General features: G+C 40.8%; 15 protein-coding genes. 11 read left to right on the top strand and 4 right to left on the bottom strand.

All coding sequences use genetic code 11. From position 1 onward, the window contains the following. Positions 1-538: 538 nt before the first annotated feature. From EL17_RS01455 to EL17_RS01435, 5 genes are all read left to right on the top strand, one after another. Entirely contained in the window at positions 539-1057 is a 519-nt protein-coding gene (locus tag EL17_RS01455; protein ID WP_035068957.1) for a DUF4402 domain-containing protein, read from the top strand. A 111-nt stretch (positions 1058-1168) separates the two neighbouring features. Beyond that, positions 1169-1948 carry a fimbrial biogenesis chaperone gene (locus EL17_RS01450; RefSeq protein WP_164674894.1) on the top strand — a complete coding sequence of 260 codons (780 nt, stop codon included), beginning with the start codon at positions 1169-1171 and terminating at the stop codon, positions 1946-1948. A 198-nt stretch (positions 1949-2146) separates the two neighbouring features. After that, positions 2147-2674 carry a DUF4402 domain-containing protein gene (locus EL17_RS01445; RefSeq protein ID WP_164674893.1) on the top strand — a complete coding sequence of 176 codons (528 nt, stop codon included), beginning with the start codon at positions 2147-2149 and terminating at the stop codon, positions 2672-2674. 105 nt (positions 2675-2779) lie between these two features. Beyond that, entirely contained in the window at positions 2780-6139 is a 3360-nt protein-coding gene (locus EL17_RS01440; RefSeq protein ID WP_205623508.1) for a hypothetical protein, read from the top strand. Positions 6140-6279: 140 nt separating this feature from the next. Further along, positions 6280-6963 (top strand): site-2 protease family protein, encoded by a 684-nt coding sequence (locus tag EL17_RS01435; RefSeq protein ID WP_035068951.1) that lies wholly within the window; start codon positions 6280-6282, stop codon positions 6961-6963. 26 nt (positions 6964-6989) lie between these two features. On the opposite strand, the gene EL17_RS01430 is transcribed toward EL17_RS01435, so the two are convergent. The 3 genes from EL17_RS01430 to EL17_RS01420 all read right to left on the bottom strand — a co-directional run bounded on the left by EL17_RS01430 (position 6990) and on the right by EL17_RS01420 (position 13050). Then, positions 6990-8060, bottom strand: coding sequence for a phosphatidylinositol-specific phospholipase C1-like protein (locus tag EL17_RS01430; protein WP_035068948.1), 1071 nt, complete (start codon positions 8058-8060; stop codon positions 6990-6992). A gap of 107 nt (positions 8061-8167) precedes the next feature. Then, on the bottom strand, positions 8168-9880 hold the full coding sequence (locus tag EL17_RS01425; protein WP_240485909.1) for a RagB/SusD family nutrient uptake outer membrane protein: 1713 nt from the start codon (positions 9878-9880) through the stop codon (positions 8168-8170). An 83-nt stretch (positions 9881-9963) separates the two neighbouring features. Further along, complete coding sequence (locus EL17_RS01420) at positions 9964-13050, bottom strand: SusC/RagA family TonB-linked outer membrane protein (protein WP_051719696.1); 3087 nt, start codon at positions 13048-13050, stop codon at positions 9964-9966. 1530 nt (positions 13051-14580) lie between these two features. On the opposite strand from EL17_RS01420, the gene EL17_RS01410 reads away from it, so the two are divergent. The 5 genes from EL17_RS01410 to kdpA all read left to right on the top strand — a co-directional run bounded on the left by EL17_RS01410 (position 14581) and on the right by kdpA (position 18839). Further along, a complete protein-coding gene (locus EL17_RS01410; RefSeq protein WP_035069058.1) occupies positions 14581-15930 on the top strand; it encodes a sigma-54-dependent transcriptional regulator in 1350 nt (449 codons plus the stop codon). 379 nt (positions 15931-16309) lie between these two features. Continuing rightward, positions 16310-16618, top strand: coding sequence for a hypothetical protein (locus tag EL17_RS01405; protein WP_035068941.1), 309 nt, complete (start codon positions 16310-16312; stop codon positions 16616-16618). Then, on the top strand, positions 16600-16929 hold the full coding sequence (locus EL17_RS01400) for a DUF7674 family protein (protein WP_035068938.1): 330 nt from the start codon (positions 16600-16602) through the stop codon (positions 16927-16929). The genes EL17_RS01405 and EL17_RS01400 overlap by 19 nt, the downstream gene beginning before the upstream one ends. Positions 16930-16932: 3 nt before the next feature. Beyond that, complete coding sequence (gene kdpF / locus EL17_RS23010) at positions 16933-17010, top strand: K(+)-transporting ATPase subunit F (protein WP_084166069.1); 78 nt, start codon at positions 16933-16935, stop codon at positions 17008-17010. A 131-nt stretch (positions 17011-17141) separates the two neighbouring features. Further along, positions 17142-18839, top strand: a complete 1698-nt coding sequence (kdpA, locus tag EL17_RS01395; protein ID WP_035068937.1) for a potassium-transporting ATPase subunit KdpA — start codon at positions 17142-17144, stop codon at positions 18837-18839. Between the two features lie 258 nt (positions 18840-19097). Here the strand turns inward: kdpA and EL17_RS24315 are convergent, their stop codons facing one another. Further along, a complete protein-coding gene (locus EL17_RS24315) occupies positions 19098-19232 on the bottom strand; it encodes a four helix bundle protein (protein ID WP_084166064.1) in 135 nt (44 codons plus the stop codon). Positions 19233-19248: 16 nt separating this feature from the next. Between EL17_RS24315 and kdpB the strand changes: the two genes are divergently transcribed. Further along, positions 19249-21324, top strand: coding sequence for a potassium-transporting ATPase subunit KdpB (gene kdpB / locus EL17_RS01385; protein ID WP_035068933.1), 2076 nt, complete (start codon positions 19249-19251; stop codon positions 21322-21324). The last annotated feature ends 9 nt before the right edge of the window (positions 21325-21333 follow it).

The raw sequence follows: 21333 nt of genomic DNA, 5'->3' as shown, positions 1-21333 counted from the left end.
CGAATGATTTATATAAATCAGATACCGGTGTCATTTTGCGGCTATAAATCATGTTCTAAATATAAATATGATTGTATAGAATACATTTACATGTTGTTTAAAACTTATCTTATAGCGATTAGATAATAAAATTGTACAATTTTTAATTAAATTTATTTTAACAATTTTTTTAAAATGGCCAAATGGTTATTTTCTGCTTTATTCTACAGATTTTAAGTTAAAGAATGTTTTTTATAGGCTCAGGAAGATCAGATCATATTTTTGGTGCATCGGACGGAAAATACAATTTTGATATGATGAAATTCAGAATAAGAGAAATGTGATTTATGCGATCATGTATAAGTTAAATTTTTAATATTTAAAATTATAAAAAAATACATAAATCATGTAAAATTATTATCATATTTAATCTTTGTGTAATTTATTTTTATAGTGGGGCAGAATAGATTAATATTGTGCAACAGTTTCGGAGACTGTACTTGTGAAGACGTCCACAGTACATGACGGAATGAAACAACTAAAATTTAATGATAACAATATGAAGATTACTACAAAAATCGCAGTCTTAACATTCATCATGGGAGGTTTTGCTGTAACTGTAAACGCTCAGGAAAATGCTACCGCTACTGCTACAGCAAGTGCACAAATTATAGCACCTATAGCCATAGAGCAAATTGCAGATATGAATTTTGGCGAGATAGTCGCTACCACAGCAGGAGGAACAGTTGTGCTTAGTGCTGAAGGGATTAGAACAGAGGCTGGTGTGCAGCTACCTGCGAACACCGGTACGGTTAGTGCGGCTTCTTTTACCGTGACCGGTTCAGAAGATTATGCGTATGGCGTTACTTTGCCTGATGCAGGCTATGAAATCATTACAGGTGAGGGTGGAGAGAACCAAGTGATGACATTAACGGATTGGACAAGTGATACCACCGGGGTACTCACGGGAGGTACCGAAACACTAAGTGTGGGTGCTACTTTGAATATATTACCTAACCAGGCTCCGGGAGCTTATATAGGAGATTCTCCATTTTCAGTTTCTGTAGTATATAATTAAATGAAAGCATATCAAAAGTGCCCCAACAGGCACTTTTGATATTTTTATAGATTAGCTGGATAGTTTATCAATAACAGTAGGATGAGAAATTTCTTTTTATTAATATATTTAATGATAGTAAACCTAAGTTTTTCTTTTGCTCAAGGAGATTTGATGGTTTACCCTAAGAGAGTAGTGTTTGCCGGCACGGGTGTGATCAGCCAAGACCTCACTTTGGCAAATATGGGAAATGATTCTATCCGCTATCAGATTTCTATCATTAACTATAAAATGACCGAAGATGGTCAGTTTATTCAGCTAAAAGATCAGGATGAAAAACACCAGTCTGCCGAAAAAAATCTAAGGATATTTCCGCGCGCTGTTCACCTGGGTCCTAAAGAATCCCAGAAAGTAAAGGTTCAGGTATACCGTACCCATCAATTGGAAACAGGCGAATACAAAAGCCATCTGTACTTTAAGGCTTTGCCTAAAGCTCAGCCGGATCAGGCGGATAGAAAAGATAACCAATCCGGTATTTCCACAAAGTTGGAAATGGCTATCGGCATTAGTATCCCGGTGATCTTAGAAATCGGAAACCCTAGGGTAAAAGCCTCTCTTTCTCATATATCCCTGGATCCTCAGGCATCGACTCCACAAATCAACTTTTATATCGGCCGGGAAGGTAACAAATCTACCTATGGGGATCTGAAGGTAATTCACAAAGACCTGGCTGGCAATGAAGCTCAGGTGGCTTCTGCCAAGGGGGTAGCGGTATATTCCCCCCTGCCGCAAAGGTACATTACCATGAAATTACAAGATGGAAGAGATTATTCATCTGGGGAGCTCAGCGTAATTTATCATGCCCATGAGCATGTAAAGGAGACATTTGCAGCAATATCTATAAAGTTATAGTAATACTATTTGTCCCCTCACACCCTGTTTGACCGCGCATGTATCTGAGCCTGACGCAAGCCATTCATAAAAGGTTACCCTGATCGCCCTTTTAATAGGTGGCGACCACTATGGGGATTCACCGACATATATTCGGGACAGCCTATCATGAAATCAGATAAGGGCCAGGTTATGGCTCTTAAAATAAATAATACTTAAATGAAATTAATCCTCAAGGACATAGCTCAAATACCATTTTGTGGCAAAAGATTCTATTTATGTAATATTTGGTTTGCTTTAGGTATGGTGTTGTTTGGGTTAAAGGCACCTGCTCAAGCACAGGTGCAGGTGTATGTGGAGCACCAGGCCAACTTTGGCTCATTTGTGGTGGGTTATGGTGGAGGGAGTATCCTTATTACAGAAGAAGAGGAGCGGATAGCGGAAGGGGAAGTTTTTTTAATGAATCCAGGAGCAGAAGTACAGCCAGTTGTTTTTGGCATTGAAGCTACACTTGGTGCGCTAGTGCACCTCCAGCTGGGGCCTGATGTTCAGATAAAGGGAAACAACGGAGGAGAGGCCACGGTGCGCATGCTCTACCCGTCTTTTGGGACATCCTTTGTATCTACGGCTGCCCCACCTGCTAGGAATTATATCAGCATACCTACCCTGTTGATCATGAACGGTGCAATGAAAAGCATCCCGGGAAACTATGCTGGATCACTATCTATCACCGTGATAGAAGAATAACATAGCCAATCAGGGAGAGGGATAATGGACAGATCGTGGAATGATAACGTTATTGGAGACATGTGGCGTGGTAGGAGCTGGTCCCCTTTTTTTTTGACATGCTTATTGTTTTTTTTACTTCACCCTGCTTTCCCAGGAGAAAAAGATCCCGTTGAAGATGATTATGAAGAAATATTGCTGTTGGTCAAGGTGGCAAAATTTGGCAGCGCAGAGATTCCTGCAGCCATTCGTCAGGAGAAGGTCTATCTTTCTGTCACAGATTTATTTGATTTTCTTCATATAAAAAACGAAATAGGCGAAACCATCCAGGGTTTTGTACTTGACCAAAACGATCTGTATGTCATTGATGTCAAGCAGCAGCAGCTTTTTTATAGCGGGCGAGCCTTCTCCCTACCTTCCTCAGCCTTTATTTTGGAAGATGATTTTGTGTACCTAAGGAGTGACTTATTTGGTGAAGTATTTGGCCTTCACTGTACTTTTAACTTCCGGACATTAACAGTTTTGCTGTCCACAGATCTGGATCTGCCGGTTTTTAAACTGATGCGACAGGAAATGATTCGCAAAAGTTTAAACAAGCTTCATGGAAACCTGGAGGCAGACACTGTGTATAACCGTGAAAGATCATTATTAAAACTCCACATCGCAGAATGGGGCATCATGACTACAAATTTGATCAGGCCGATGGATAGGGAGCAACCGTTTTTTATGACAGCTTCCCAGAATAGGTACAATGTAGCTTTGGGTGGTGAAATGATGGGTGGAGAATTCTTTGCCAACCTGAATAGCTTTGATGGAAGAAAGTTAGCTCACCGAAACCAGTTTTATCAATGGAGATATGTAAACAATGAAAATGCCGCTATCCGGCAGATTAGCGTAGGAAGGATCACTGGACCCTCTACTGCCACTATATTATATCCAGTAGTAGGCATACAGGTGACCAATGCATCCACACTGCGAAGAAAAGCTTTTGGCTCTTACCGAATAGCAGATTATACCGGTCCGGAATGGACGGTGGAGCTTTATGTGAACAATACGCTTATTGATTTTGTAAAGGCAGATGTAGCAGGGTTTTACACATTCGATGTGCCCCTCATCTATGGCAATACCAATATACAGCTGATGTTCTATGGGCCTTTTGGTGAAGTACAGACCACCCAGGAAGTAATTAATGTCCCCTATAATTTTCTTCCACAAAATGAAATAGAATATGTGGCCAGTGCAGGATTGGTGGATGACGGCAGAGGAAGCATTTTTTCCAGATGGAGTGTCAACTATGGACTAAACCGGCGCGTGACTGTAGGTGGTGGAATAGAATACCTTTCCTCATTAGTGGATCAGCCTTTTATGCCTTTTGCGCAGTCTTCCATAAAAGTCAGCAACGCCATCATGCTATCAGCCGATTATATGCCCGGTGTGAGGGCGAGAGCATTAATGAACTACAGGATGCCCAAAAACATCACCCTGGATGCCTCTTATATCAAGTTGGAAGAGGGGCAGCAGGCGATATTTTTTAATTATCTGGAAGAAAGGAAACTTGCTTTGAGCATGCCGATCAAAAAAAGCAATTTTTCCTTATTTTCACGGATGACACTCACTCAGTTGATTTTTCCTAATGGAGGCTTTACCAATGCACAGTTCTTGGTTTCCAGCAGGGTCCTCGGCGTTCCTACCAACCTGTCCACGTTAGGGATTTTCAGAGGCGAATCTATCAATATGCATTCCATCCTGTCACAATCTTATAGATTGCCACATGCCGTTTCATTTCAGCCTCAGGTGCAGTATAATTATATGGCCAAAAGTATATCAAACCTGATCTTGAGAATGGAAAAGCAATTTTTTCGGAAAGGGTTTTTCAATATGTTTTATCAGAACAATTTTCTTTTTAAGAGTTCCTCGGCTGGGATAGGTTTTCGATATGATTTTTCATTTGCCCATGTAAGTACCCATCTTAGGCATGCCCAAAACCAGATCATGCTCACTACCAATGCTCGAGGAAGCATTTTATATGACGGAACTACCCAGCATATGGATTTTAATACCCAGGTGAATCTAGGTAAAGGGGCAGTGACGGTGATCCCTTTTCTTGATCTGAACAACAATGGTAAAAAAGACAGGGATGAGCCTTTGGCAAAAGGCCTTAGATTAAAGGTAAGAGGCGGACAAGTACAATATGACAAAAACGGTGAAGTCATACGCATCACCAATCTAATCGCCTATGAGGATTATTTCATAGAGCTGGATAAAAACAGCTTTGACCACATTGCATGGAGGGTGAACCATGAGGTGCTGAAAGTGCGCGTAGACCCCAATCAGTTCAAAAAGGTAGAAGTCCCCATAAAGGTTATGGGGGAAGCTTCCGGAATGGTACATGATGGCTCAGCGGGCAACGGCATAGGCAGGGTCAGGATGAACTTTTATGACCATCAGGACATATTGATCCACACCTCGGCCACAGAAAGTGATGGTTATTTTACCAATATGGAATTGCCTGCAGGAAATTACCACGTGATGCCAGATTCGGTACAGTTAGAAAAACTTGGGTTCATTTATAAAGGGGGTAAAACTGCCTTAACCATAACCCGTGATCCATATGGGGATATGGTGGATGATCTGGATTTTATATTGCTCAAAAAACATGACAGAGATAAGGTCATATTAACTGACCGTCAGCATCAATCACCGGACATAGCGGAGGACCTAATATCCCTAGAAAAGAAAATAGCTAAAAGCCCAATAGTAAACATAGGAGAAACCACCGCTTCCCACCTGATAACCGGAACAGCAGGGGATACCTTACCTACAAAAGGACCAATAGGTCACAAAGAAGCAAGTAAAATATGGGCTGCCGAACAAAGTAATATTATCTCTAATGTTACTAATCTTAATGATAGACAAGACCTAGAAAGCGATGGTATTACTACAGGACAAAGCACTGCCAATGATTTTGCCGGATCAGAAAGGTTCACCTTAGGAGTGACAAATCCTGGGCTTTTGGCAGTCCTTTACCATAAAAATGTGGAGGAGCAAATGGACATGCTAAGGGAGCAAACAAAAAATCTAGAGAATGCTAGGGATACCGCCAGTAACACTTCATCTGCTTCCATTAATAAAGAAAGGGTAACTAAAATGGGATCTGATGATGTATCTATAGCGGAGTATCAGGAAGGAATAAATACAGAACTGCCGCCAATGGATCATATGAGACCAGATGACATCAGAGGGCAGGACCAGTCGGAAACTCATTTTATGGTTCAGATCTATACTTCTCCAAGGCTTATGGATTTAAATGATCCGGTATTCCAAGGGCTTGAAGTGGACTATTATTTTCATAAAGGGCTTTATAAGTATACCTATGGCCCTTTTTTCAACTATAAAGAAGCTGCTGAATATAAACTGAAACTTTGGGAAGCTGGGTTTAAAGATGCCTTTGTGGTGTCATTTTTTAAGAGAAGGAGACTGGAGTAGCCATAGGTTACAATATGAGTATAATTTTCGGTGGATGATGTATTACAGCATTGGGAGAAAGCGTGTAACCATTTAGAATAAACATAATTGCAATAAGCCTGTTGAAAAAACAAGTAGATGTTTATTAAAAGAGAACCTGGATGTTTGGAATCAGCGATTTACCAAAGTTTTTCCTGGCCTTTTTTCTGGTGATGCCCCTGATTTCCATTATTCATGAAGGAGGACATGTGTTTTTTGCTTGGATGATGGGTGGGAAGAACATTAAGGTGAGTATCGGTACCGGAAAACCTATTATCAATATGGGTATGCTGGAGGTGCGCCAGTATTATTTCTGGTATGGCCTGTGCACTTTTGAAAACCTTCGCAAAAACAGGAGGTGGAGCAACATTCTCATTTTTGGTGGAGGGAGCCTTTTTAACCTGCTGGGTGTGGTGGCGGTCATGTTACTGGTGGAGCAAGAAGTGATAGATACCAATATGTTTACTTACCAATTTACTTATTTTTCGCTGTATTATATATTTTTCGCCATGCTTCCCATGCCCTATCCTGACGGAAATTATAGTGACGGCAAGATCATCCTGGATCTTTTACTGGGCAAAACTTCAGTAATAAAGGAAAGGATCTACCGCGTACACTGGCACAATGAAAACAAAGAATGGCAGGTATTGGACCATGAGCAGGGATTCGTACAGGCATTTAAGGATGAACAGGATGCCTGTAATAAAGCTAAGGAAATAGCAAAAAGCTACAGGCCCAGTAAAATCGTCAATATAAAAGATGGAGAGGAGACAGAAATCCATAACTATCCGAGGATACCATTATAGCTTTAAACAGATATAGCCTGCTTTTATCATGGCCGCAGCCTTTCGTAACCGCCATCTTCAAAAACTATTTTATAGTCTGATTTGAAAAATGTACTGGGTATGTAGTAATCTGTACTGATGACCTGAGCGCCAGATGCCTTGGCCATATGAAACTTACGATGGTCATTTTCCCTTGCCTCTTTGGTGTCTGCATCTGCACGTGTGCGCACCATATATCCTAAAGATACCAGCTGCTGGATCTTATCAAAATCCTTTATAGGATCATTTATGATGCGAAAAGCAGCATTGGGATCTCCCTCTTCTTTGTTTACAAACAACACAGCATTTTTTAGTCCAGGATAACTGGTCAGGTAAGCATCGGTTTTAGCAGTTCCCTCATCCAAAACAAACAAAAACCGGTTTTTCACCTCATCTAATAGTGGCCAGCCCTGGGCAAGTACGGCCTCTTCCAGAGTTTCAAATTTTCCTCTGACCCTATCGGGTGTGATCAAGTGATCTTCTCCCAAAATCCCCCTTATTTCTATGTCTATACTCCTCAATGCCTCAGCAGAAAAGGGAAGAGGTTTTCTCATCTGCGGTATTTCGTCATCTTTGGCATTGATGGTAATGATGATAGGTGTATGCCCTTTATGATCATTGGACCATTTTTTCAAATCAATTAATGCATCCCTAAACAGCAGCTGATGGCTTCTGAAATCAATATCTTGTACATGAAAGACCTTCAAACCTGGTTCCATTAATTTGTTTTCGACATCAAAAGGTTCAGGTATTGCTCCAAGAGATTTTATTATATCCAACCCCCTTGGATCAGTATAATGTCCGCCTTTTGGATCATAATATACGTCCAGTTCTAAGCTTCTAAGTCCCAGATCCAACTGCTCTGATAGGGGGATATGTTCATATTCCAATCCACTTAATGTAGGCCTGGTTTTCATCAAGTAATCTAATAATGGTTTTTCAATACCTATTTTATAACTATTGTGACTACCTATGATTTGGATATCATTTAATTTTATATCCAGATTACCTGAAGGCATAGTATGACTTATGAGCACGATCGCTAGGATGGCTGAAAAAATGGTAACTGACTTTTTCATATAGATGGATGATTTTAATAGCCGTATAAGATGTAGAGGGGCTTCATTTTATCAAATAAGCTATGGGAGTCGACATTTACTCCCATAGCTTAATGATGGTCTATGCATTAATACCCTGGATTCTGTACCAAATACCCTTCTTCATTAGAAGCGCCATCCATAGCCCTTTGGGGAATGGGGAACAACCTTTTGTTGACATCGCTATCGGTTTTTCCTGTCCAGATGCCCTCGTATTTGCCAAAGCGTATTTGATAATTTCTTCTAAACCCTTCCCAATAAAGTTCAAATCCTGTCTCACGGAACAATATATCCAAATCTATATTCGTCAATGCCTTCGGTGTCTGTCCAGGTCGGGCATTTCTGGAAGTTCTCAGCATATTGACATCGGCTAGTGCTCCGGCATTATCGCCATTTCTCAACTTTGCTTCTGCCCGCATAAGATAAATTTCTCCCAAGCGGATCAATACCAGGTCCACACTGCTAAAAGAACAACAGTTGGTGCCGGTATGGCTAAACTGGTATTTAGAAAACCTATATCCGGTGTTGTGCAAACTTCCCTCACCTGTAAAATCAACCTTTTGTGTATGGTTGACATAGGTAAGGTTGGACCCACTCGTCCTTCTATTGATGACAGGATACACCCTTACTTTACCGTCATCACAGGTCAAAATATTTCCTCCCCCATCTTTTCTGGGGCCCCAAATGATACCACGGATAATCCCCCTGTCCATTTCAAATTGTTTGGCATCCACACAATAAAAATGCTCAGCATCATTTGATGGGTTTATCCCGTTTAGATCTTTGAGTTCATCAGGTATGATCGTATTTTCTTTAAAAAAACGGGCATCGGCAACTGCAGGATCTATATTGCCATAGGCATCTATCCAGGTCTGATAAAAATCTGTGGTAGCGGCTACAGCATCCGTACCCCGTGTATTGGGAAATTCTGGGCGGGGTATCTGATCACCTGATATGGACCAATAAGCCCATCTTTGTTGTTCTGTTTCCAATACACCTCGTTGGTCAAGGGCAAATATAATTTCGGGATTGTTATGGTTGTCATCTCCAAAAAGATCAAAGTATTCGGGGGATAATGCATAGGGCCCTGATATTAAATCGGTGGTATACTGTATGACTTTATCCATATCCTGTCTCCTAAATTCCGGTGTCCCAGATGGATTGCGATAAACAGCAGCATTAAGATATAATCGAGCCAATAAAGCCTTAACGGCACTTCTGGATAACCTCCCCGGCCCCTTGTCATTGTTGATCACTTCCACCACAGATAAAAGCTCACTTTCTATATAATCTATGGCTTCCTGCCCCCTTATGATCTCAGACCTTTCACTGGAGCGCTCTTTTTTGAAAACTAGGCCCCAGTTATCCAGGGCTAACATGTTAAGATAGGCTTTCATGGCTACCATTTCATAATATCCATCCTGCGCCCTTAAGTTTCCTGCTTCTACTTCCAGGCTTAATCTTTCTGCTGCAATTACTGCTCTGGATAATGTCAGGGTAATATTGGTCCAGGTATCGCCCACTAAGCTGTTACTAGGGGTCATCAGGTGCTGGTGAACCGCTATAAATTTACCACCATCATACCAATCCGTACCCCCGCGATAGGGCAGGATGGCTTCATCAGAAGCTACTTCCTGCAACCCGAAATTTACCGTGTGTAACCATACGCCGTTTCGCAACAGTCCATAAACAGGTGCTATGGTGCCACTTACTATTTCCGCCTGACCGGTACCGGTCAGTGATTCATCGAGCACCTCTTCCTCTAAAGTAGTACATCCAAATAATATGAACAAGCATATCATTTTGGTGAAGATATTTTTAATTCCTATATTTTTCATTTGATTATGATTACCAAGGTAAGATTAAACATCGTTCTGATTTCCTTTTAAAATGTTACATGGATACCGGCCATGACCGTCCTAGCTCTGGGATAGGTAAACCTATCGATACCAAAAGTTTGTATGCCGCCTGATGCAGCTCCCGTATTGACTTCAGGGTCAAATCCCGAATATTTGGTCCAGACAAACAGGTTTTGGCCTGTCACAGTAAAACTGATGTTTTGGAAAACATCTCTCAATCTGCTGCTTTCCAAATTCCAGTTATAAGCCAGCGTAGCATTGTTCAACCTTAGAAAACTGCCATCTTCCAGATAGCGGGTAGAAACAATGTTGGCATTGGTCAGGGACTCATTTGGGTATTCTACAGCAAATTCTGTTGTATTATTGGACTGCGCCAATTGAGCTCTGTTGAACAGTGTCATGGTCGTATGATTGTAAATCTTATTACCTGCCACACCATTAAAATTCATCCCTAGGTGAAAAGATTTGTATGCCAAATTAATATTATAACCAAAAATATATTTTGGAATAGCACTGCCCACCACCATCCGATCGTTGTCCAGTATTTGGCCATCTCCATTGGTATCTCTGAATATGCTTTGGCCCGTATCTGGATTTATTCCGTCAAACTGGTACATATAGAAAGCTCCTAAAGGTTCGTTGTTGATATAACCGTTAATGGTGGCGCCCGATTGCCCGGAACCTTGGGCTGCTCCTGTAGCCAATACCGAATAGGGTGAATTCTGCACCTGATTTTGGATGTAGGTGAAGTTGCCACCTATCTGATAGGTGAAGTCGCGCCTTAGATCACTGTTGTAATTTAAAGTCAGTTCCACCCCGTTATTCTGGATAATCATACCGGGGATATTGCTCCAGTAGGTAGAGGTAGGCTGTACGGGATCTGCTGGAACTACTTCTAGTAGTATATTAGAAGACTGTTTGTTAAAATAGTCCAATGTACCGGTCACCCTGGAGTTGAATAGCCCAAAATCAAATCCAAGATCTACCTGGGTAGACACCTCCCACTGCAGATCAGGGTTGGCCAGTCGCGTAAAAATGATTCCATATGGATATCCTTCCAACGAACTGGCGTCGGTATCTATGGGGTAGGTGCTCGTACTACCGGATCCGGTGGATAACCTTTCTTCCAAATAACTGGCTTTGGTGATCTTGGAAGGAATCTCCTGATTTCCTGTCCGTCCCCAACTGGCACGCATTTTTAGGTTACTGAAAATCGAATTGGCCATAAAATCTTCATTGCTGATATTCCATCCCAAGGCAAAAGAAGGGAAATAGCCATACCTGTTATTCTCTCCAAATTTGGAAGATCCGTCAGCGCGAAACGTTCCCGTCACCAGGTATTTATTGTCAAAAGTGTAATTTACCCTGCCGAAAAAAGACTGCAGTTCATTTTTGACAGCTGCCGAATTTACCGCAGTCGGAAAAGCACTTGTACTGGTATGGTCTTGGTACCTTGGTTCTATATTATTATTGGCAAAGCCGCGGTATGAAGTGATCCTGGTTTCATCCAGAAACTGCTGGTAGGAATGACCTGCTAATATAGTAAGGTTATGAACATCTTGGTACCAGTTATAGGTAAGCGTATTTTCCACCAGCTGATTGGTATTGGCACTAATAGCCATATCCAGTAAACCATCAGAAATATTGGATTCATTGATAACAGAAGGAAATGGTTTGTACTGCTGGTACCTATTGGTAGCAGAATAATCCACTCCTAGGTTCATCCTGTACGTAAGACCATCCAGTATTTCTATGGAGGGTAAGATGTTGGCTAAAATACGGTTATTTATAGCCATGTCGCTATATAATTCATATCTGGCCAGTGGATTTAATGCATTTGTATTTAAGAGGGTAGGCCGACCATTGGTGTATGGAGGAACCGTAGGGTTTAAACTCAACATATCACTTGTGGTAGAATTGATATCTGGACGTAAATTTTCGGTTCGGGAGGCAGAAAGGTTATAATCTATGTTTAACCTCCCATAAAAAGCCTTTTGATTCATATTCAGTTTACCCGAATACCGCTTTAACCTGCTGTTTTTTAATATCCCTTCCTGATCCTGAAAGCCCAAGGAGGTGAAGTAGGAAAAATTTTCATTACTGGCTCCACTCATAGATAGATTGATATTGTTTGTGATGCCCCTTTGGGTCAACTCATTTTGCCAATCTGTATTGCCACCAAAATCTTCTAATGTCCCGCCTACAGCCAGAACTTGGCTTCGGAATGAGTCCGCATCGAAAACAGCTATTTTATTGGCCATGGTAGCTATTGCAGTGGAGGCAGAAAAATTGATTTGAGGTTTGCCCTTTCCTCTTTTGGTGGTAATGACTACCACGCCATTAGCTGCTCTGGATCCATATACAGCTGTAGCACTGGCATCCTTCAGTACATCGATACTTTCGATATCGTTTGGATTAATGAAATTCAGGGGATTGGTAGGCACACCTGTGGAAGAATTGTCCAGCAAAAATCCATCGACCACATAAAGCGGTTGGGTGCCGGACCGCAGACTACCGATACCCCTTATGATGATATCCTGGGCTGCTCCTGGTTCGCCACTGTTGGCGGCTACTGATACACCGGCCAGTTTGCCCTGCAAAAGCTCACCAGGGTTCATGACTACTCCTCTATTGAAGTTATCAGTGGTAATGGAGGAGATGGAGCCTGTAATATCCGACCTTTTTTGGGTGCCATAGCCTACCACTACTACTTCGTTTAATGAGGAGACATCTGGATCCAACCGAACAGCAATGATGGATTGGGAATTGACAGGTACTTCCTTGGGATTGTATCCCACATAGGAGATAATGAGTATATCTCCGGCATCCACTTCGAGGACAAATTTCCCGTCAATATCGGTAACGGTCCCTTTGGAAGTACCCTTGACCACCACAGACGCACCCGGTAGCGGGGCCCCAGTATCATCTGTTACGGTACCTGTGATGGTCTGTAATACGGAAACGGAGCGATATAATGGTCCTTTAGTGGTTAAAACCCTATCATTATCAAAGGACTTGGAAAATGCATATGACGGATTTGTACAAAATCCAGCCATAGTCATCATCCACGTAAAAACGCAGATGATTTTGGAAGAAGGGTATTTAAAATACATGAAATTAAAGTATTGCATGACTGAATGTGAGTTGGTGCATTTATATTAGATTTGGCACCAAAAGTAGCCCGCCGCGAATGGATTTTTTATGAAAGGGTTTTATGATTTTATTATTAAAAAATAGGTATTTATGCTTTTCTAAAGTAGTTAATGCAACATTAAAATTTTAAGAATAAGCGCCTTTGATTACTTTATTTGAATGAAAATGCTTGAAAAACCTGATATGACCTTTAGGTAAGGTTTCTATCTATAAGATAAAAGTAACTGTGATTTTAGGATAAAACCGCTAAAAGTCAATATAATTATAATCCATTCGGTTTTGCTATTGAAGTACAAAGGTGTATTTAAGCGTTATATTTTTTTGTCTGGCTTAAACCGGCACTTCGGCAGGTTTTCAGTAATGATTTCTTAATTTTAATAAATCATCGTTTACTATGGCCATGATCTTGCACCCTTCATATAAGATCCGTATATGAGCCATCATTCCGCCTATGAAGGTCATGTTAGGCTTCAAAACATTCCGGTCCAGGTACAGTCGTTGATTTCATCTGTATAGCCGACCGCACACTTAAAAAGTGTGCAGGATATGAAGTTGTAAGTCCTTCTTATGCTTTGTATTTAAATCAAATGCCTTTGCAACGAGAATCTCTGGGTTTTTTGCCGGGTAAAGAAATCTGTGAACTGAATTCTATAGAAACTCTACTCAAGTCGGGTAGAATGCGCATGTATCAACTCCTTTTAAGGATCCTCCTCCCTAAGTACCTTGTGAATTCAAAATTTTCTCCTGGCTTAAATAATTAATATACATTGCATCTTTTAGTTTCGTGAGGCAAAACATACAATTAATCGAAATAATGGTTAAAGCTTACTATTAATTGTCAGGTTCCTAGACATATTAAAAATGTTAACTTGGAAGACTTAAAAGAAAAGCTATCTATAATGAACCTATGGGACACTAGATCCCCTTGTGGCATCAAAGTACATTAACGCTCTGATAGCGATAAAGTAAGGTGCTATATCCCCATATGAGCCCAGCTTCGGGAAGTACGGTTTCCGACGCGTCCTGGAAGGTAATTCTGCCTACATTTAATGCCGTAAAAGTAGGCTAGGACAGCTGATATCATTAAAAAGTAAATACAACCAATATCTTCAAACCAAGTCTATATCCACTGCACTCATGATTGGCTGATATATCGATATTAAATATCAGCCCATCATATAAAAAAAGCATTTCACTTAGGAGCACCCAAAATCACGCTTTCAATATTTTTCAATGAGCCTATTTATTATTTTATAAATATACTTTAGGACGGTTCTTATCATTATGGTAAGTAGCTTTAAACATGCAGGCCCTAAAGATTTGTTTTACTTTATCTCCGATTCCTTCTTTTACCTGCTACCTGCTATAGTGTGTTCCCACCTGAATTTTAAAAGCCGACCCAGAAATATAGTGGCTACTCCTACAAAAAATATTTTTCTAAAAAAAACATTAATATTGGTAACTTTGAAGGCCAATTGAATTTGAATATTTTGAGAAAAATTTTAATCATAGATGACGAAGAGAAACTTAGAAACCTGCTGACTAGAATAATCAGTTTGGAAGGTTTTGACGTGCTTCAAGCGGGTGATTGCAATACAGCACTGAGGAAATTAGAACAATCCAATATTGATGTGGTGCTTTGTGATGTTAAATTACCTGATGGTAACGGTGTTGAATTAGCCAAGAAAATCAAAGACAAATTTCCAATACCTGAAATTATCCTGTTGACAGCTTATGGAAATATTGCTGATGGTGTGCAGGCCATTAAAAACGGAGCTTTTGACTACATTACCAAAGGCGATGACAACAATAAAATAATCCCGCTGCTTTATCGCGCTATAGAAAAGGTGGACTTGACCAAAAGAGTGGTTCAACTAGAAAAGCAACTGGGCGAAAAACATTCATTTGACAAGGTCATCGGAAACTCTAAATCCATTCAAAAAGCCATAGGATTGGCCCATAGAGTAGCTACAACCGATACTACCGTCTTGCTGACGGGCGAAACTGGTACAGGGAAAGAAGTATTTGCCCAGGCCATCCACCAGGCAAGTCTTAGGTCCAGACAAAATTTTGTAGCTATCAACTGTTCCGCCTTCAGTAAAGAATTACTCGAAAGTGAAATGTTCGGTCATAAAGCAGGGGCATTTACAGGTGCCACCAAGGACCAAAAAGGCCTTTTTGAAGAAGCCAATAACGGAAGCATTTTTTTGGACGAAATTGGTGAAATGTCACTTGAACTCCAGGCGAAATTATTAAGGGTGTTGGAAAGTGGTGAGTTTATCCGCGTGGGAGAAACCAAACCCACCAGAGTCAATGTCCGGATCATTGCAGCTACCCATAGAGATCTGCAAAATGAAATTGACCAAGGACACTTCAGGGAAGATTTATTTTACCGAATTTCTACTTTTCAAATACCCTTACCGCCACTTCGTGAAAGGGTGGGGGATATTGGACCCCTCGCCCAATATTTCATACATGTAGCTTCAGTTAAAACCAACAAAAAGATCAAAGTGGTCTCCCCTTTATTCTATGAAGCTTTGAAACACCATCGATGGAAGGGAAATATACGGGAACTCAAAAATGTGATTGAACGCAGCGTAATACTGTGCGATACTGATCTTTTGGTTGAACATTTGCCCTTGGAATTACAAAAGGATGACCCTGTCAAAACAAAGAACAAAACCCTTTCTGCTTTTGAGCTGGCCAGTGCCGAGAAACTACATATCCAAAAAGTGCTTAATTATACCGATGGTAACAAAACCAAAACCGCTGAACTCTTAGGTATAGCATTGACTACACTTTATCGTAAAATATCAGAATACGGACTGGATAATGGATAGTTACGATGCAAAGTGACATAAAAGATAAGTCTTATGCACTGGCTGTTCGAGGTATAATAGTTTCATGCTTTCCGGAAAGATGTATAGAAGGCATAGGTGCTATTTATACAGGTTTTTGGAAGGTGAACATCCATTGGTGCAATGGAGGTAAAAACACTTCAAAAAGATGAAAGTTTAAAACTATAAAGTCATTAAACTTTCAATATTGCTCTTTTTATACGCTTTCAAAACGCTAGGATCCACCCTTTCATTATGATAGGGTTTTCTTTTTTTACCATAATTTTTTTTAGTCTAAAGTATTGATTTTAAACAGGTTGAATGGATAGCTGGATAGGAGGTACAGGAATTGGCATAAGAGAGAAAACCAATCATTTATCTTATGACAAAGTTACCAAAACCAGATGCCCCGGGACATAAAGGTACCAACCTTGAAAGACCCTCGGCTTCCTTTAAGGAACAAAAAAGCAGGCTAGACTTATTGCACGGAAAAGTTGACCTTTTCTCCAAGCGCATTTATTTTACGCTTTACCTCTCCGCTCTCAAATTCATTTACCCTCTATCACCGGTACCAGAGATGATCGCTTATAGGAGTAAATATCCAGAATTATTACCAGGCCAACCCCAATCGCCATATTCACAGCCTTTCTGTTCACCTGAATTTTATACCAAATGGATAGTAAAATATTAAAAACGCTCAAGGAATGGCTTCCCGATCTTATAGCGACAGACAGCACAAAGTCGGAATATGAGCATTTAAAACACCTTGCTGAGTATTGCCGATACCCATTTGTAAAAGAGGATCAAGCAAAAGCAGAGCAGATATTCAAAATCATCAGCCTATTATATGCCAGTGGCACTTTACATGACCGAAATGCCATCGAAAATGAATTTTTATCTGTCTTAGCTATGGACGAGGCGCCATCTAGCCTGAAAATGCATCTGAAAGCTTTTCCTGAAAAACTGAAAGCTGCCTACCTCAAAACTATACTTGAAAATTAAATTATGACAGCATTATTCCTTATCGCAATCGGTGTCTTTGGCTATCTATGCTATGTCTTGGTCAAACCCGAAAAGTTTTAAAAAACCCACCAATATGAACAAACTGAAATCTGATATACAGTTGACAGCACGCATATTTGCTGCTTTTCTGATTATCTATTTCATATTCAGACTGTTTGGTTGGTTATTTATCCTATTAACAAATTAAAAAAATGAACACAGAAATACTTGGCGTAATCTTCATGTACGCGACCGTGGTGTCCATGGCAATTCCTTTGGGCCGATATATCGGCAAGATTTTCAATTATGAAAATACCTGGCTGGATAAAATCTTCCATCCGCTGGACAACCTTTTTTTCAAACTCAGCGGAATTGACCCTTCCAATGAAATGAACTGGAAAGAGCATTTGGCGGCACTCTTTACCATCAATGCATTTTGGTTTGTGATTTCACTGTTTGTGCTGACCAATATGAGTTGGTTGCCTTTGAATCCAGACAGCAACCCTTCCATGAGTTGGGATTTGGCGTTCAATACGTCGGTCAGCTTTGTGTCGAATACCAACCTACAACATTATTCAGGTGAAACGGGCTTATCCTATATGGGTCAACTCATTTTGATGCTTTGGCAGTTTATCAGTGCCGCTACCGGTATAGCCATTTGTGCAGTGGTATTTAATGCCATGAAAGAAAGGACAGCTGACAAACTGGGTAATTTTTACAGTTATTTCGTTCGTACCTGCACCCGTATTTTACTTCCTATTGCTTTCGTGGGTGCTATAATATTGGTTTTCAACGGTACCCCTATGACCTTTGAAGGCAAAGATACCATCACTACTTTGGAAGGAGTAGAACAGCAAGTGAGCAGGGGTCCGGCAGCAGCTTTTATTCCCATAAAACAACTGGGTACCAATGGAGGGGGCTATTATGGTCCCAACTCGACCAACCCGATGGAAAATCCCAATTACCTGACCAACATCCTTGAAACAGTTTTCATTTTCTTAATTCCAATTGCTTTGATATTTGCGATGGGTTATGTGCTGAACCGCAGGAAGCTGGCTCTTATGGTGTATGGTGTCATGACCGCTGGCTTTTTGTGTCTGGTCATTCCGTCCATTTACTTTGAAATGCAGGGTAACCCTGCCTTAGTCGAAATGGGCATAGCCCAAGATATGGGAAGTATGGAAGGGAAAGAAGTGCGGTTTGGTTCTGCTGCATCGGCTTATTGGGCCATCAATACCACCAGCACGAGTAACGGTTCTGTCAATGCGATGCATGACAGCATGACTCCGCTTACCGGAATGTTTGCCATGCTGGGGATGATGATCAATTGTTTTTACGGAGGTGTGGGAGTCGGTTTCATCAACTTTTACGTATTCATCATTTTGGCTGTATTTATAGGGGGGTTGATGGTGGGAAGGACACCGGAGTTTTTAGGTAAAAAAGTAGAGGCCAAAGAAGTGAAAATTGCCATGATGATCGCACTGCTTCATCCATTAATGATATTGGGAGGTACGGCGACAGCAAGTTTCCTTTATGCGTCAAATCCGGAAGCATATGCCGAATGGCTCAATAACCCAGGAGCACATGGCTTTGGTGAGTTTCTATATGAGTTCAGTTCCTCAGCAGCAAATAATGGGAGCGGATTTGAAGGGTTGGGGGATGATACACCTTTTTGGAACATTACTACTGGATTGGTCATGCTTTTGGGAAGGTATTTACCCATCATCGGCCCTGTAGCGATTGCTGGTATTTTGGCTTCGAAAAAATACGTTCCTGAAAGTGCCGGAACGCTTAAAACCGATACTCCTACTTTTGGTATTTTGGTTTTTGCGGTAATTGCTATACTGGCAGCATTGGCTTTCTTTCCTGCCCTTACACTTGGTCCATTATCGGAGTACTTTTCCTTATAGATAAGATGAAAAAAGTAAAAGGTAAAATATGCAATAGGCCTTCATTTCTAAATGCCAGATCCTACCATAAATGATCTTTCCGATGATATCAAGTTTTTCTATTAAAACATCAGAATGTGATAATGCATTAAATTATAACCCTGTGCTTGAAAGAATTAGTGAATCTAATGCCGTCATAGCACTAAGGGTAATGCGAAAAAAACGGATAAATTCTTTGTTATTTTTTCTGGAAGGACCTGCGGCCATATATAAAGGAACTCATACTGCTGCTCTTCTCATTTGTGAAACCAATTCAAATCTCACTTTAGGTGGAAACTTATCCTTTACTAAATATATCTCTTTCACAAATTCAAAGCTATTAATACAGGGTATTTCACTCCTTACATTTAACATTTAACACAAAGATAAAATGACAAATAAAAAAACAGGGCTATTCCAGAAAGATTTGGTGCAGGAAGCACTCAGAGAATCTTTCGTAAAGCTCAATCCAAAAATTATGTTCCGGAATCCCGTGATGTTCACTGTCGAACTCGGAACATTCATTATGCTGATAGTAACCCTGTATTCACTCGTGAGTGATTCACAAGGCTCTTTTGGTTATAACTTTATGATTTTCTTACTTCTTCTATTGACATTACTATTTGCCAATTTTGCAGAAGCCATAGCAGAAGCAAGGGGAAAAGCACAAGCAAATAGTCTACGTAAAACCCGAGAAGAGACACCCGCTAAAAAATTGATAATTGACAATGGACAATGGAAAAAAGAACCAAACCATAATTATCAATTTTCAATTGTCAATTCTTCATTGCTTAAAAAAGGAGATTTGTTTTTCTGTGAAGCTGGGGATACCATTCCATCAGATGGAGAAATAGTTGAAGGTTTAGCTACGATAGATGAAAGTGCCATTACTGGAGAATCTGCTCCTGTGATTCGTGAAGCTGGTGGCGACAAGAGTTCTGTAACAGGTGGTACCAAGGTATTATCTGATAGCATTATGGTAAAAGTTACCGCAGAGCAAGGCGAAAGTTTTTTGGATAAAATGATTGCATTGGTAGAAGGGGCGAGCCGCCAAAAATCTCCAAATGAAATAGCCCTGACTATTCTATTGGCGGGATTTACTTTGGTATTTATCATTGTGACGGTTACGCTGAAACCCTTTGCAGACTATGCCAATACTCCCATCACCATAGCGGCTTATATTTCTCTTTTCGTATGCTTAATCCCGACCACCATAGGTGGTTTGCTTTCTGCCATCGGGATTGCAGGGATGGATAGGGCATTAAGGGCCAATGTGATTACCAAAAGTGGTAAGGCGGTAGAAACGGCCGGGGATATTGATGTTCTGCTGTTAGATAAAACAGGAACTATCACCATTGGTAATAGAAAGGCGACGCATTTTTACCCCGTTTCAGGAATAGACGAGAAGCATTTTATAAAATCAATTGTATTGAGCTCGATAGCGGATGAAACCCCCGAAGGTAAATCCATCATAGAGCTGTCCAAGGTCGATCCACTGAGCTATCAGGTTAAGGAGGCGCGCTACATTAAGTTTACCGCAGAAACAAGGAGTTCGGGAATAGACCTGCCTTCCGGTCAGGCAGGCTCTATAAACACCCGAATCAGAAAAGGTGCAGCCGATGCCATTAAAACCTTGTGTGAAAATGCAGGCAATCCTTTTCCAAAGGAAACAGCCGAAAGGGTTACCCAAATTTCCAGCAATGGCGGAACACCGTTGGTTGTTTCTGAAAACGAAAAAGTAATTGGTGTGATTGAGCTGCAAGACATTATCAAGCCGGGTATACAGGAACGCTTTGAACGTCTTCGGAAAATGGGGATCAAAACTGTAATGGTTACAGGCGATAATCCGCTCACTGCAAAATTCATTGCTGAAAAAGCGGGAGTTGATGACTTCATCGCTGAAGCCAAGCCCGAAGACAAAATGAATTATATCAAAAAAGAACAGGAACAGGGCCGGTTGGTAGCCATGATGGGGGATGGTACCAATGATGCGCCTGCTTTGGCCCAGGCGGATGTAGGAGTGGCGATGAACAGCGGAACACAAGCTGCCAAAGAAGCCGGTAATATGGTGGATTTGGACAATGACCCTACCAAACTGATTGAAGTAGTGGAAATAGGTAAGCAGCTTTTGATGACCAGGGGAACCCTTACCACTTTCAGTATTGCCAATGATGTGGCAAAATATTTCGCTATCATTCCTGCGCTGTTTATAGTAGCTATACCATCCCTGCAGGGATTGAACATCATGAACCTTGGAAGTCCCGAAAGTGCCATTCTTTCTGCCGTGATATTCAATGCTATTATCATTCCGATGCTCATCCCATTGGCATTGAAGGGGGTGGCTTATAAGCCGATTGGTGCAAGTGCCCTCCTTCGCAGAAACCTGTTCATTTATGGTTTAGGAGGTGTGATAGTGCCATTTATCGGCATTAAACTCATTGACCTATTTGTATCAGTTTTTGTGTAAGGGGTGAAA

This window comes from Anditalea andensis (assembly GCF_000714815.1).
GTDB lineage: Bacteria > Bacteroidota > Bacteroidia > Cytophagales > Cyclobacteriaceae > Anditalea > Anditalea andensis.
The sequence above is the reverse complement of the archived record's forward strand: the minus strand, read 5'-3'. Positions and strand labels throughout refer to the sequence as shown.

Excerpts from the sequence above, each read along its gene's own strand:
- EL17_RS01400 (WP_035068938.1), top strand. The coding sequence starts at position 16,600 with ATGGATAGTAAAATATTAAAAACGCTCAAGGAATGGCTTCCCGATCTT.
- EL17_RS01445 (WP_164674893.1), top strand. The coding sequence starts at position 2,147 with ATGAAATTAATCCTCAAGGACATAGCTCAAATACCATTTTGTGGCAAA.
- EL17_RS01450 (WP_164674894.1), top strand. The coding sequence starts at position 1,169 with ATGATAGTAAACCTAAGTTTTTCTTTTGCTCAAGGAGATTTGATGGTT.
- EL17_RS24315 (WP_084166064.1), bottom strand. The coding sequence starts at position 19,232 with ATGTTAAATGTAAGGAGTGAAATACCCTGTATTAATAGCTTTGAATTT.
- EL17_RS01455 (WP_035068957.1), top strand. The coding sequence starts at position 539 with ATGAAGATTACTACAAAAATCGCAGTCTTAACATTCATCATGGGAGGT.
- EL17_RS01435 (WP_035068951.1), top strand. The coding sequence starts at position 6,280 with ATGTTTGGAATCAGCGATTTACCAAAGTTTTTCCTGGCCTTTTTTCTG.
- EL17_RS01405 (WP_035068941.1), top strand. The coding sequence starts at position 16,310 with ATGACAAAGTTACCAAAACCAGATGCCCCGGGACATAAAGGTACCAAC.
- kdpF (WP_084166069.1), top strand. The coding sequence starts at position 16,933 with ATGACAGCATTATTCCTTATCGCAATCGGTGTCTTTGGCTATCTATGC.
- EL17_RS01430 (WP_035068948.1), bottom strand. The coding sequence starts at position 8,060 with ATGAAAAAGTCAGTTACCATTTTTTCAGCCATCCTAGCGATCGTGCTC.
- EL17_RS01425 (WP_240485909.1), bottom strand. The coding sequence starts at position 9,880 with ATGATATGCTTGTTCATATTATTTGGATGTACTACTTTAGAGGAAGAG.
- kdpA (WP_035068937.1), top strand. The coding sequence starts at position 17,142 with ATGAACACAGAAATACTTGGCGTAATCTTCATGTACGCGACCGTGGTG.
- EL17_RS01420 (WP_051719696.1), bottom strand. The coding sequence starts at position 13,050 with ATGTATTTTAAATACCCTTCTTCCAAAATCATCTGCGTTTTTACGTGG.
- kdpB (WP_035068933.1), top strand. The coding sequence starts at position 19,249 with ATGACAAATAAAAAAACAGGGCTATTCCAGAAAGATTTGGTGCAGGAA.